A 12,797-nucleotide genomic window follows, 5' to 3' on the forward strand; every position below is an offset into this window, starting at 1 on the left:
GTGACCTTTGTCAATAGTTTTTCACCCATAATATTTTTCTTGATGGCATACAAAAGCTTCAGAAATAAGATCTATCGACAGTTAACCACTCTGTTATTCGTGGATTGGTTACCTCAGGTTAATGGTTCGTCGTTAGGCTCTTATAATCTCACTGCGTGGATCACACCTTTTCAAATTCTAATAAATAGCTTGTTTATCAGAATTTCAGCCATGCCAGAAGAGGTGAGTCATAGATAGCCAGACCTGTAATTCACTATCTCTGAAGCTCATCTATGCCATCAATTGATACCTTTGATTTCTAACTATGAATCAATCAACTTCATATCCTTCCCTCTTTATTTTCGGTGAATTTTACCTGTTTCTAATCCCCATATAAAACACCCCAGTTCTCTTGCGATAGCTGTAACGGCAACATTTCTAGGCTTCCCTTGATATATCATGCGATAATATTTTCTTTGTAACCTTTCTACAGCCTGATCCGCATAAGCAATCACTTCGCTTCGTTGCCCTTTTTGTCTTGCTTTCACTCGCTTCGATTTTAATCCGATTGCTCCTTTTACCAACGCATTTGCACATTCTACAAGAGTAGACCTAACGGTCGAATTTCCTTGTTTTGTAATCGAACGTCGACTGATTTTCTCTCCACTTGAGCTTTCGCTTGGCGTCAATCCTACATAAGCCATAAATGCTTTAGCCGTGGGAAAACGAGTGAAGTCTGCAATTTCCACATGAACAGTCATTGCCGATGTTGTATCTATACCTTTTAAGCATCTTAACTTTGCGATTGGTTCTTCGTACCTTTCACGATGAGATAATTCTTCTAATCTCAAACTGAACCGCTCAATTTTATCGACTAGAACATCATACTGTAATAGGTATTCGCCTAACGTTTCTTTGAATAATCCTTGTAGATCAAGATTCTTTAACCATTTCATATAAGCGATTGTCCAGCTTGATTTCCCTTCATACACATAGCCATGTCTTAAAAGGAATGCTTTTATCTGTTGTTTTATTTTTTTCAAAGATGTTTTAAAATCACCTAACATGCGGATATACTCTTTCACGGCAACATCCTCTTCTTCTGGAACATATACTTCTTTATAGGTGCCATTTGCTAAATTAAGAGCAATCATTTTGGCATCGAATTTATCATTTTTCACCATTTTGTTTTTTGATGAACTGTACATTGTTGTGGGAGCTAAAATATCACAATCAATTCCATTTTGTTCAAGAAGATTATGAAGTGAATACCCTAAACAACCAGCCTCATATCCAGCTTTAATTTTTATATCTTCACCATATTTTGTTTTCAGTTTCTCAACGAATTTTTTTACGAGAGATACATTTGAAGCACATCGTGCTTCTCTTACAATTTCCCCAGTTGTTCCGTGTAGTGCACATAAGCTAAAACTTTCCTTGTGGACATCCATCCCAATATATATTATATTTTCCATAGTGGCCTCCTATTATCATAGGGTATAACCCCATTCATAATGTTTTCATTCATTATTATGGGTTAAAATCCCTGACTTGATAATCTAGGAGGTCACTTCATATTATCTCACTACCTTCCTTCATATTCCGCAGCATAACGGTTTCTGTACTAAGTTCTTCTTCACCAATAATAAGCACGTAAGGGATATTCTCTTTATTGGCATAATTAAGAGCACGTTTTAATTTGCGTCCTGCTAGTTCGAGTTCGACTTTTAAGGAAGCGGTAGAACGTAATTGCTGGGCAATTTGTAAGCATTGTAATTCTGTCCCGAGTGAGATGATAAATACATCCGCTGTAGATGATATCGTTTCTTTCTGTGAGAGTGCTGTATAAATAACGTCTAAACCGAATGAAATACCGACTGTTGGATAGCTAATATTATCGCCACGGAATGCCCCAATAATATTATCGTATCGACCGCCGCTACCGATGCTAGATGTAATCGATCCATCTTTTAAAAAGATTTCATATACGGTGCCTGTGTACATTGTAAGTCCTCGCGCTAAAAACGGATTGAATATAGCATTTTCATTTATTCCAAGAGCGATTAAATATTGCTGTAATTGTTGCAATTCGTTTACTCCATCGGCAACGATTGGAGTATTGAAAGCGTCTTTAAAGTCATCAATTGAAAGCTTTAGACAAGATAATACAGTATTACATATTGTATCAGCCATTTCTTCAGAAATTCCGCGCTCTAATACATCTTTTCGTACACCATCAATCCCAATCTTTTCGATTTTGTCTAATGATAAAATGACGTCACTTGTTAATTCAGTAGGGATGTTAATGGCCTGAAGAATACCATTTAACAGTTTTCGGTTATTATATTGGATCGTTATCTCTAAGTTTAATGTTCGGAACAGCTCAAACGCCATGCTCATGAGTTCCGCTTCAGCCATGACTGATTCTACACCGACTATATCAACGTCGCATTGTATAAATTCACGAAATCTTCCTTGTTTAATTGGCCCATCTCGAAATACTTTCCCAATTTCATAACGTTTAAACGGAAGGCGGATGTTCGGATTCATTGCCACGACTTTTGCGAATGGAATAGTTAAATCGTATCGTAAGGCAAGGTCACGTTTTCCTTGATCCTGAAGTGTATATATTTCTTTTAATATTTCATCGCCACCACCGTACTTGTAAGACATAAGCTCATACATATTTAACATTGGTGTCTCTAACGGTTTGCATCCGTATCGTTCAAATGTATCTTCGCAAGTTCTTTTAATTTTATTTCGCAGCACTTGCTCCTCTGGTAAATAGTCTTTCGTTCCTTTTACATTTTTCATTTCCATTGTAATCACTCCTTTTTTTAATTAAAAAAAGCTATGCAGGTATAAAAATACCCACATAGCTTTATGAACGCTTCGTGGGTCAACAGGAAAAGCCCTGTACCCACGAAGAAAAATTTTTCTTCGGATACACGGCGTTACGTATGATGATGAAGTTGGAAAGAAGTATTAAAATTTCGCATTGCAAATCTCTCCTTAACGTAAGTTTTTCCAAATTATATCAGATGATTTTTGAATTATCAATATTTTTAGTTTTGAAATATACGTGAAGTTATGTAGGAGAAATGGAAAAGGGTGTATAATAAAACTTAATAATATGAAATAACCTTTTAAGGAGAACGTTATGAAAAAAGATAAAACAAATGCGATGCGAATATTAGATAAAGAAAAGATCGAATATTCGATGATGTCATATGATCCAGACGATGGGAAAATTGATGGCGTATCAGTAGCCGAGAAAATTGGACGAGAAGTGAGAGAAGTATATAAAACGTTAATCGCTCAAGGAAATAGTAAAAATTATCATGTGTTTATCATCCCAGTAGATGAGGAATTAAATTTAAAAGCTGCCGCAAAAGCAGTAAGTGAAAAGAAGATTGAAATGATTCCTGTAAAAGATATTACGAAAGTGTCAGGATACATTCGCGGTGGTTGTTCACCAGTCGGAATGAAGAAGTTATTTTCTACATGTATCGATGAAAGCGCCCAATCACTTGAAACGATGATCGTAAGTGGCGGGAAGATTGGTATACAAATTGAGCTGAAAGTGGATGACTTGGCGAAAGTGACGAGAGCGCAGTTTGGAGAGGTAACGAAGTAAATATACATATAAAAAGAAGTTCTAGTTTTATAGGACTTCTTTTTATTTTAGGAAGATTTTCATTAACGATTGCTGTAGGATAAACTAGTTTAGTATATAATTTTTTTACGATGTAAGTTATTTGGGAAGGTTATTTTTTCATCGGATTTATCTTTAAAAACGAACATTTTTAAAAAATTAACGAAAAATGTTCATGTTTTAATTGCGCGCACACTAATAGTTTGTTATATTATCCATATAATAATTTTGAATAACATCACTCGTATATACTCGGTAATATGGTCCGAGCGTTTCTACCTAGTTCCCAATGAAAGAACTGGACTACGGGTTAAAGTATTCGGCCGTTCTATGCTAATGAGCGCTACCGATCTATAATTTGGCATTTGTTTTATCTTTTGCTCAATTAACTTTGACTACCGTAGTTCTAGAAAGTAGAGATTCTTCTACAATTTCTAGAACTTTTTTGTTTGGACCAAAAGCATCGAGTATAGAAAACACAACAAGAGAAAGAGGAGAGATTATTTATGAAGAAGAATACGTTGAAAAAATGTGCTGCCCTAGTAACTACTGTTGCATTGTCATTCTCGATACTTGCGGGATGTAATGCGAGTCCGAAACAAGTTGAGGAAAAAAGCAATCAAAAACCTATCTTAATTCAAGGGCCAATGCCGATAGAAGCAGAAAAGTTTGCGAAAAGGCTAAAAAATGTGAAAGAAGAAAAGTCTGGAACTTTTGTATTTTATAAAGGAACTGTCGACAATTATCCTGTAATCGTTGCGAAAACAGGTAAAGGAATGGAGAATACAGCAGCTGCTACAGCGGTGGCTATTGAAAAATATAAACCTACAGCAATTATTAACCAAGGAACATCAGGTGGACATGATCCAAATTTAAATGTATTTGATATTGTATTAGGAAAACAAGTTGCAAATATAGGTTCATTAAAAACAACAAATATGGATGAGAATCAAGGAATTGAGCCGACAAAATGGATATCTATGGACTTAATGGCTTCTGAAGGAAGTGCAGGAGAAGATCCAAATGCTGAGAAAATCCGATACTACGAAGGAGATAAGGATTTACTTGCAGCAGCTAATGCGGTAAAAGATAAATATACAAAAGGTAAAGTGGTTGAAGGTACTATAGGCTCAGCAGACCTTTGGAATAATGAAGTAGATAGAATTAAGTGGTTCCATACAAAATACGGTACATCTGTAGAAGAAATGGAAGGAGCTGCTGCAGCTCAAATCGCGAAAGCTTATGATGTCCCATTTTTAGGGATTCGAGTATTATCTAATAATAAAACAAACGGCGGGAAATATAACCCAAATACAGCAGCCGCAAATCAAGAATATGTATATGAAGTAGTTAAAAAATATATAGATTCAATGCAAAGTAAATAGTAGTAGTTCTGCTCCAGCATAAACGTCAAGTAACTGTAAATGTTTTCGAGACGGATAAACTTGTCTTAGGAATGGTAGTTGAAAAAAAAAGCTTGTTTCTTATAGAAAATATAAGAAACAAGCTTTTTTATTTAAAATAAATTGGGTAATTAAACTATAACGTCAATATATACCGTTGAATATCATAATAATATAATGGGGGTGATGTTATATGGCACTTACTACAGGACCAATTGAAAACGTAGGAAATCAACCTGCTAATGCAAATAGAGTTAGGGTAAAGATCCTTAACCGTACTGCGGGCCCACTTACTGGAGTAGCTAGAGTTTTTAGACTTGACGGTTCATTAGTATTAATTGAACAGGTAAACTTCAATGTGAATTCTAATGCTTCTACTTTTGCAACTCTAAGTTTAGTTCATCCTGCTTTTGGACAAGCATTTGAATATGAAGTTCAAATTGTTCCTAATCAACCTGGTGGACTATATAGTGTTTATGGACTAACAGCTGACAGTGTTATCATTACTGCACAACGTGTTGTGAACTCAGAATTGACACAGTTTCTTTAATTAAAATAGATTGGTGCCTACATGGTATCCAATCTATTTTTGTACGTATTATTCAGAGAAAGAAAGGTTTTACACAAAAATAAAGCCAGTTATAGAAAAGGGAAAAGTCGAGCTATCATCTTGATTTTTATTATTTCTGTCTTAGATTGTATCTGTTTTGTGGCATGGTTTTCTTTGAATGCTTTTTATTCAAACTGTTTTTTAAAGTATTTATCAAATATGCATTATTGCATAAATAAATTTAAATTTATAAGTTAATATTAAACTACTTTTTAATTGTAAAGAATATTTTAATAATCTTTATAAGAGAAGGATATTCCATGTAAAAAGTGAAATTGTTTGGAATGTGAATAAACAAAAAGTTTAGAAGTGATACAGACTGGATAGAGTCGTGTATTAAATAAACAGAAAAGGGGTATGGATTTCTAAAAGGTTTCGGGGGTTAGAAAGCACTTTTTAGTGAATAGCTTCAAATTATATTTTAAAGACCTGCGGTAGTATGTCAACTGAAAAATAATATATTTTGAAGTTATCAAAGGACAAATTGCTTAAAAAAGACATCACGAAACTAGACCAGCACCGCATGTAAAATACTGGAATTGATTGAAAGGTAGCGATGACAAGTTTTATGTCACACTTTCACACACCTTTCAGGCGTAAAGAGTTGGTGATTACGTAGTAGCGCATCCACCAATCGCACAAATTTTCTTGCGGTTAGAACGAGTGCACGTTTGTGTTGATGTTTTGGTACTTCATTATACTTTTTTGCGTAATATTCTTGGTATTCCAATACATGCTTTCTTACAGAGTTGGCGGCTTCAACTAAGTAATACCGCAAGTAATGATTCCCATTACGAGATAATGAAGTATTTTCAGCGGTGAACCGGCCAGACTGGTATGTACGCCAATATAACCCGGCATATTTTGCGATTTTGGTTTCATCGTCAAATCTTTCGATTTGGCCAATTTCAGCGATAATACCAGCGGCATATATAGGCCCGATTCCAGGAATGGATTCTAATGTTTGCGTTAATCCAGCCATGATCCGCTTAATAGATTTTTCTAGTTCTTTAATTTGTCTTTGATAGGTACGAATGATTTCGATTGATGTTCCTAAAAGAATATCGATTGAGTCTTCTACCACCTTATCTAAACGGTACGACGTGCGAACAGCCTTTTGAATGGTTGATGCGACACATTTCGGGTCACCAAATCGATTTTTACTCTTTTCCTGTAGGAACTCAGCGAGTTCCTCTAAAGGCATGTCAGCTAGCTCTTCTAGACTGAATTTTTCAAGGAACAATTCCATCATGGCGTTACCAAATATAGAAGAATCGACTTCTTGTGAGAACGTATTACATTTATAACTTAGGTGTTGTAGAAAATGTTGTTTCTCCTTTGTCAACATTCTAACGAGTTGATAACGAGCTCTTGTTAATTGCTGTAATGCCACGTATTGACTTTCTTTCACGATGGACATTTGATTTCGCCCAAATCGTAAATAATCAGCGATGACAAAGGCATCAATTTCGTCAGTCTTATTCATGTCTGAATAACTTTTCTTGAAGTTTGCGACTTGTTTTGGATTTAGAAGAAATACCTTTGTGCCAAATCTTTTTAAGTCTTCGTCATGATGGAGAAACATGGATGGGTGAAAACTGTAAACAGATGTAGATTCTAAGCCGATTTTTAAAGTTTCAACCTCTTGATTGGTTGTGCACTGTAATAATCGTTCTTTAAGTACCTGTGCACCTGGTAAGTCATTACTGACTGAAAAAGAATCTAGCTTTTCTCCTTCACCATTTAAAAAGCAAACTTTCATATCAAACGAACTTACATCTAGACCAACAAATAATCTCACGTAAGAGACCTCCTTTCGATTTAGAATCATTGCTTGGACGTCTCGAGATATCTCTAGTGTGTACGCCGACCAACAACCTCGTGTATAAGAGCTAGTCCTGAATCGAAAGCCGCCCTAGAGCTACTAACATCTAGGTTCGAGGATCAGGCTGCTCAGCCTGCGAGTAGGGAGCCCCGCGCGTTCACTGAGAAACACTCTTTTCGTGTGGTAAATCCACAGGGGAATACAGAATTGTCCCAAATGATCCTAAGACCATTATCTAGAAATATCTTGAGACGTCCAAGTATTTTCTTTATTACTGGACTCTTATTAGAGAGAAAAACTAAGCCTGAGATAGGGCTTAAATATTAATATACGAGGGGAATGGGTATATGAAGTTTCGAAATACAAAGATTGCTATGATTACACTATCTTCATTTTTTATTTTAGGTTCTGCATCGCTATCATTCACAGATACTATACACGGTGAAGTAGCTCCTGCATCAGCACAAGAGATTATTGTAAAAAGTTATGACGATACATATTATAATAACGCAATAGGAAAAACGGGGTTAGAATTAAAGAAGGAACTGCATAATATTATTGATAATCATACAAAGTTATCATACAGTGCGGTTTGGGAAGCACTAAGAGATACTGATGAAGATCCAAATAATAAAAATAATGTGTTACTCTTATATACTGGTCGTTCGCAAGGGAAGCTTACGAATGGATCAGGAGTAAATAACTGGAACCGAGAGCATGTTTGGGCAAAATCTCACGGTGACTTTGGAACGACTGCAGGACCTGGAACAGATCTACATCATTTAAGAGCGACGGATGTATCTGTAAATAGTTCACGTGGAAATCTGGATTTTGATAACGGTGGTGTAAATCATTCTGAAGCGACAGAATGTAAATATGATAGTGATTCTTGGGAACCTCGTGATAGTGTAAAAGGAGATATTGCTAGAATGCTGTTTTATATGGCTGTTCGTTACGAGGGGGACAACGGCGAAATAGATTTAGAACTAAATGAAAAAGTGAATAACAATAAAGATGCATACATGGGGAAACTATCTGTTTTATTAAAATGGAATGAACAAGACCCGGTCGATGATTTAGAGCGAAAGCGTAATGAAGTGATTTTTACAAAATATCAACATAACCGCAATCCTTTTATTGATCATCCTGAATGGGTAAATAAAATTTGGAACTAAGATTTTTAAAGGTATTATATTTTGATAAAAGGGATTGATCATTATGATCAATCCCTTCTTATATGTTTACTAGAATAAATGATTTTTATAGGATTGAAGAGGAGAATAGGATAGATATTTTATCAAGTTAAGTATATATGGGTATTTTAGTACGGTCCCCACTCAATATTCACCCCAATAATAAGAAAAACAAGTCCAATGATAAACCAAATGAATGCAAGTGGAGCCATGAATCGAATCCATTTGCCGTAAGAAATGCCGCTTGCTGCGAGAACGCCCATTAAAACACCGGAAGTTGGATTTAAGCAGTTGACTACACCTTCTCCAAGCATAACAGCCTGTACTGTAACTTGGCGTGTAATGTGCATGAAATCAGCTAATGGAGCTAATATCGGAATAAAAATAACCGATTCTCCTGTCCCGGATGAAATAAGGAAATGTAATGCGGCACTACTTACGTACATACCGATAACACCAAATACAGGGCTTTGTCCTTCGAGAGCTTGTGCGAGTTGGTTAACAATTGTATCAAGCAATTTTCCTTGTTCTAAAATGACTGAAATACAACGAGCCATTCCAACGATTAAAGCACCATATATGAGATTTTGGCAGCCCGCTAGAAAAGTAGAAGCGATATCGTTTGCTTTCATGCCACCTATTATTCCGGCTGTAATTGCTATGAAAATAAAAGTAGCGGTCATTTCTGCGTCCGTCCAATGTAGACGAAAAGCGCCTATTAAAAATGCAATTAATGATAAAGCTGAAACGAGTAAAATTAATTTATGACGTATAGTCCAAGGAACTTCTTTTTTCTCTGTTTCTTTTTCGCTTGAAAGAGCGTTACTTGGAAACCAGTTATCGCCAAGAATGCTTCCTTTATTCGATTTTTTCAAGCGCTTTACATACCAATTTATATAAAGGATAGTGGCAAGTAAAAAAGATATATAGATTGCGGTGCGTAAACCAATTCCGGAAAACATCGGAAGTTCTGCAATCTTTTGTGAAATGCCTAAAGGTGAGGGAGATAAAATAGTAGCATTAAAGCCAGCATAAGTACCTAAATAAATAATTGCTACACCGACGATAGCGTCCCATTTCAATGTGCGTGCAACGATGATGCCGATGGGGATAAAACCGATAACTGAATTAACGATAATGCCAGTCGTTCCAAGAATAGAAAAAAGTGCAGCAACGATACAAATGAAAAGTAATTGCTGATTACGAAATTTGTTAATAACATGATAGATTAAACCGTCAAGGGCACCTGTTTTTTCAAGAATTGCAATGGCTCCACCTGTAAATAAAATTAGAAAGATAATAGGAGCAGCAAGTGTCATTCCTTTTTCAATAGCGGTAAAAAAAGAAACAAATCCTACGGGTGATTGCGGAACAGAATGGTAGCTACCTGGTATTGTTGTTGTAACGGTCCCGTTTGTAACCCTTTTAAATTCTCCAGCAGGAACGAAATACGTAGCAATGGCGCAAAGTAAGGCAATAAAAAATAGTAGTACGTAAGCATCAGGCATTTTAAACTTTTGTTTACTAGGTTGTTTTTTTGCCTCAGTTTGTATTTGCATAAAATCCCTCCTTCTTCACTTGGTTAATTTTTAATATTCTGAATTTAATCCGTGAAATAGATTATAATAAAGGTGGCTTCTTAAGGCAATAGTTTTTGTATCCTTTCCCGTACATATAAATTATTGCAATGTTAGACAGGGAAACGAAAATAAGCCAAGAATATGTTATGTAGAAAGAAAAAGGAAAAGACCTGCGGTAGTATGTCAACTGAAAAATAATATATTTTGAAGTTATCAAAGGACAAATTGCTTAAAAAAGACATCACGAAACTAGACCAGCACCGCATGTAAAATACTGGAATTGATTGAAAGGTAGCGATGACAAGTTTTATGTCACACTTTCACACACCTTTCAGGCGTAAAGAGTTGGTGATTACGTAGTAGCGCATCCACCAATCGCACAAATTTTCTTGCGGTTAGAACGAGTGCACGTTTGTGTTGATGTTTTGGTACTTCATTATACTTTTTTGCGTAATATTCTTGGTATTCCAATACATGCTTTCTTACAGAGTTGGCGGCTTCAACTAAGTAATACCGCAAGTAATGATTCCCATTACGAGATAATGAAGTATTTTCAGCGGTGAACCGGCCAGACTGGTATGTACGCCAATATAACCCGGCATATTTTGCGATTTTGGTTTCATCGTCAAATCTTTCGATTTGGCCAATTTCAGCGATAATACCAGCGGCATATATAGGCCCGATTCCAGGAATGGATTCTAATGTTTGCGTTAATCCAGCCATGATCCGCTTAATAGATTTTTCTAGTTCTTTAATTTGTCTTTGATAGGTACGAATGATTTCGATTGATGTTCCTAAAAGAATATCGATTGAGTCTTCTACCACCTTATCTAAACGGTACGACGTGCGAACAGCCTTTTGAATGGTTGATGCGACACATTTCGGGTCACCAAATCGATTTTTACTCTTTTCCTGTAGGAACTCAGCGAGTTCCTCTAAAGGCATGTCAGCTAGCTCTTCTAGACTGAATTTTTCAAGGAACAATTCCATCATGGCGTTACCAAATATAGAAGAATCGACTTCTTGTGAGAACGTATTACATTTATAACTTAGGTGTTGTAGAAAATGTTGTTTCTCCTTTGTCAACATTCTAACGAGTTGATAACGAGCTCTTGTTAATTGCTGTAATGCCACGTATTGACTTTCTTTCACGATGGACATTTGATTTCGCCCAAATCGTAAATAATCAGCGATGACAAAGGCATCAATTTCGTCAGTCTTATTCATGTCTGAATAACTTTTCTTGAAGTTTGCGACTTGTTTTGGATTTAGAAGAAATACCTTTGTGCCAAATCTTTTTAAGTCTTCGTCATGATGGAGAAACATGGATGGGTGAAAACTGTAAACAGATGTAGATTCTAAGCCGATTTTTAAAGTTTCAACCTCTTGATTGGTTGTGCACTGTAATAATCGTTCTTTAAGTACCTGTGCACCTGGTAAGTCATTACTGACTGAAAAAGAATCTAGCTTTTCTCCTTCACCATTTAAAAAGCAAACTTTCATATCAAACGAACTTACATCTAGACCAACAAATAATCTCACGTAAGAGACCTCCTTTCGATTTAGAATCATTGCTTGGACGTCTCGAGATATCTCTAGTGTGTACGCCGACCAACAACCTCGTGTATAAGAGCTAGTCCTGAATCGAAAGCCGCCCTAGAGCTACTAACATCTAGGTTCGAGGATCAGGCTGCTCAGCCTGCGAGTAGGGAGCCCCGCGCGTTCACTGAGAAACACTCTTTTCGTGTGGTAAATCCACAGGGGAATACAGAATTGTCCCAAATGATCCTAAGACCATTATCTAGAAATATCTTGAGACGTCCAAGTATTTTCTTTATTACTGGACTCTTATTAGAGAGAAAAACTAAGCCTGAGATAGGGCTTAAATATTAATATACGAGAGGGAATAAGATGTGGAAAACTACGGATCTATGTGATGAATTTGAAAAGGAATTACAAATATGTCGTCAGTCTTTTCGATCTTTTGGGAAGAAAGAACAATTCCACGGGAAAATTGCAACTGTAAAAGTGAAAGATGATAATGTACTAGTGCAGGAAGGATTGCAAACATTACCAGAAGGAACAGTATTAGTTGTTGATGGCGGAGCGTCTACTAATTGTGCGTTACTCGGTGATAATTTGGCAGCTATTGCGGAAGAAAGAAAGTTAGCAGGAATTATTGTGAATGGGTATGTTCGTGATTCTAGCGAACTAAAGAATATTAATATTGGTATTTTAGCGTTAGGAACGATGCCAAATAGAAGTGTGAAAGAAGGAAAAGGAGAACGAAATATTTCATTGCACTTTGGAAAAGTGGATTGGAATCCAAATGAATATGTTTATGCGGATGAAGATGGCGTCATTATTAGTGAAAAGAGTTTACATAGTTAAGAGTTAATAAGTTATGATTCTTAGAAAATAAATCCGATAAAGCATGGACAAAATTCTTTGTCAATAGTAAAATAATACAGAAATTTAAAGTTTACAGAATGTATAGGTTTATCGTTTTACGATAACTTAAATGGAAGTAAGTTGTGCCAAGAAAAGTGAAT

Annotated in this window: 10 protein-coding genes and 1 riboswitch; of the genes, 5 read left to right on the plus strand and 5 right to left on the minus strand. The window is 36.0% G+C overall.

The annotated features are described in order from the left end of the window. Positions 1-335: 335 nt before the first annotated feature. Both MHI28_RS00195 and MHI28_RS00200 read right to left on the minus strand, forming a co-directional pair. A complete protein-coding gene (locus MHI28_RS00195; protein WP_277548338.1) occupies positions 336-1,454 on the minus strand; it encodes an IS110 family transposase in 1,119 nt (372 codons plus the stop codon). Between the two features lie 97 nt (positions 1,455-1,551). Then, positions 1,552-2,799, minus strand: coding sequence for a histidine--tRNA ligase (locus MHI28_RS00200; protein WP_340827536.1), 1,248 nt, complete (start codon positions 2,797-2,799; stop codon positions 1,552-1,554). A 340-nt stretch (positions 2,800-3,139) separates the two neighbouring features. On the opposite strand from MHI28_RS00200, the gene ybaK reads away from it, so the two are divergent. The 3 genes from ybaK (at position 3,140) to MHI28_RS00215 (ending at position 5,587) form a co-directional block, all read left to right on the plus strand. Beyond that, the gene (ybaK, locus tag MHI28_RS00205; RefSeq protein ID WP_000710860.1) at positions 3,140-3,616 is read left to right on the plus strand and encodes a Cys-tRNA(Pro) deacylase; all 477 of its coding nucleotides are present in this window, start codon (positions 3,140-3,142) and stop codon (positions 3,614-3,616) included. A 240-nt stretch (positions 3,617-3,856) separates the two neighbouring features. Further along, a riboswitch (purine riboswitch) is annotated at positions 3,857-3,960 on the plus strand. A gap of 180 nt (positions 3,961-4,140) precedes the next feature. Beyond that, on the plus strand, positions 4,141-5,019 hold the full coding sequence (locus MHI28_RS00210) for a 5'-methylthioadenosine/S-adenosylhomocysteine nucleosidase (protein ID WP_000742457.1): 879 nt from the start codon (positions 4,141-4,143) through the stop codon (positions 5,017-5,019). Between the two features lie 211 nt (positions 5,020-5,230). Continuing rightward, the gene (locus tag MHI28_RS00215; RefSeq protein ID WP_001229421.1) at positions 5,231-5,587 is read left to right on the plus strand and encodes a hypothetical protein; all 357 of its coding nucleotides are present in this window, start codon (positions 5,231-5,233) and stop codon (positions 5,585-5,587) included. Between the two features lie 631 nt (positions 5,588-6,218). Here the strand turns inward: MHI28_RS00215 and MHI28_RS00220 are convergent. Next, a complete protein-coding gene (locus MHI28_RS00220; RefSeq protein WP_100909797.1) occupies positions 6,219-7,448 on the minus strand; it encodes an IS110 family transposase in 1,230 nt (409 codons plus the stop codon). A gap of 371 nt (positions 7,449-7,819) precedes the next feature. Here MHI28_RS00220 and MHI28_RS00225 point away from each other — a divergent pair, with 371 nt between their 5' ends. Continuing rightward, on the plus strand, positions 7,820-8,647 hold the full coding sequence (locus MHI28_RS00225) for an endonuclease I family protein (RefSeq protein ID WP_000672181.1): 828 nt from the start codon (positions 7,820-7,822) through the stop codon (positions 8,645-8,647). 146 nt (positions 8,648-8,793) lie between these two features. On the opposite strand, the gene MHI28_RS00230 is transcribed toward MHI28_RS00225, so the two are convergent. Both MHI28_RS00230 and MHI28_RS00235 read right to left on the minus strand, forming a co-directional pair. Next, on the minus strand, positions 8,794-10,224 hold the full coding sequence (locus MHI28_RS00230; RefSeq protein WP_001166977.1) for a YfcC family protein: 1,431 nt from the start codon (positions 10,222-10,224) through the stop codon (positions 8,794-8,796). Between the two features lie 333 nt (positions 10,225-10,557). Next, a complete protein-coding gene (locus MHI28_RS00235; protein WP_100909797.1) occupies positions 10,558-11,787 on the minus strand; it encodes an IS110 family transposase in 1,230 nt (409 codons plus the stop codon). Between the two features lie 369 nt (positions 11,788-12,156). Here MHI28_RS00235 and rraA point away from each other — a divergent pair, with 369 nt between their 5' ends. Continuing rightward, positions 12,157-12,636 (plus strand): ribonuclease E activity regulator RraA, encoded by a 480-nt coding sequence (rraA, locus tag MHI28_RS00240; protein WP_000266045.1) that lies wholly within the window; start codon positions 12,157-12,159, stop codon positions 12,634-12,636. Positions 12,637-12,797: the final 161 nt, after the last annotated feature.

The organism is Bacillus sp. FSL K6-0268, assembly GCF_038005425.1.
In the GTDB taxonomy this organism is placed as follows: Bacteria; Bacillota; Bacilli; order Bacillales; family Bacillaceae_G; genus Bacillus_A; species Bacillus_A thuringiensis_S.

Bases quoted from the DNA above. Each gene is read 5' to 3' on its own strand.
- MHI28_RS00230 (WP_001166977.1), bottom strand. From the start codon at position 10,224: ATGCAAATACAAACTGAGGCAAAAAAACAACCTAGTAAACAAAAGTTT.
- rraA (WP_000266045.1), top strand. From the start codon at position 12,157: ATGTGGAAAACTACGGATCTATGTGATGAATTTGAAAAGGAATTACAA.
- MHI28_RS00210 (WP_000742457.1), top strand. From the start codon at position 4,141: ATGAAGAAGAATACGTTGAAAAAATGTGCTGCCCTAGTAACTACTGTT.
- ybaK (WP_000710860.1), top strand. From the start codon at position 3,140: ATGAAAAAAGATAAAACAAATGCGATGCGAATATTAGATAAAGAAAAG.
- MHI28_RS00200 (WP_340827536.1), bottom strand. From the start codon at position 2,799: ATGGAAATGAAAAATGTAAAAGGAACGAAAGACTATTTACCAGAGGAG.
- MHI28_RS00215 (WP_001229421.1), top strand. From the start codon at position 5,231: ATGGCACTTACTACAGGACCAATTGAAAACGTAGGAAATCAACCTGCT.
- MHI28_RS00195 (WP_277548338.1), bottom strand. From the start codon at position 1,454: ATGGAAAATATAATATATATTGGGATGGATGTCCACAAGGAAAGTTTT.
- MHI28_RS00225 (WP_000672181.1), top strand. From the start codon at position 7,820: ATGAAGTTTCGAAATACAAAGATTGCTATGATTACACTATCTTCATTT.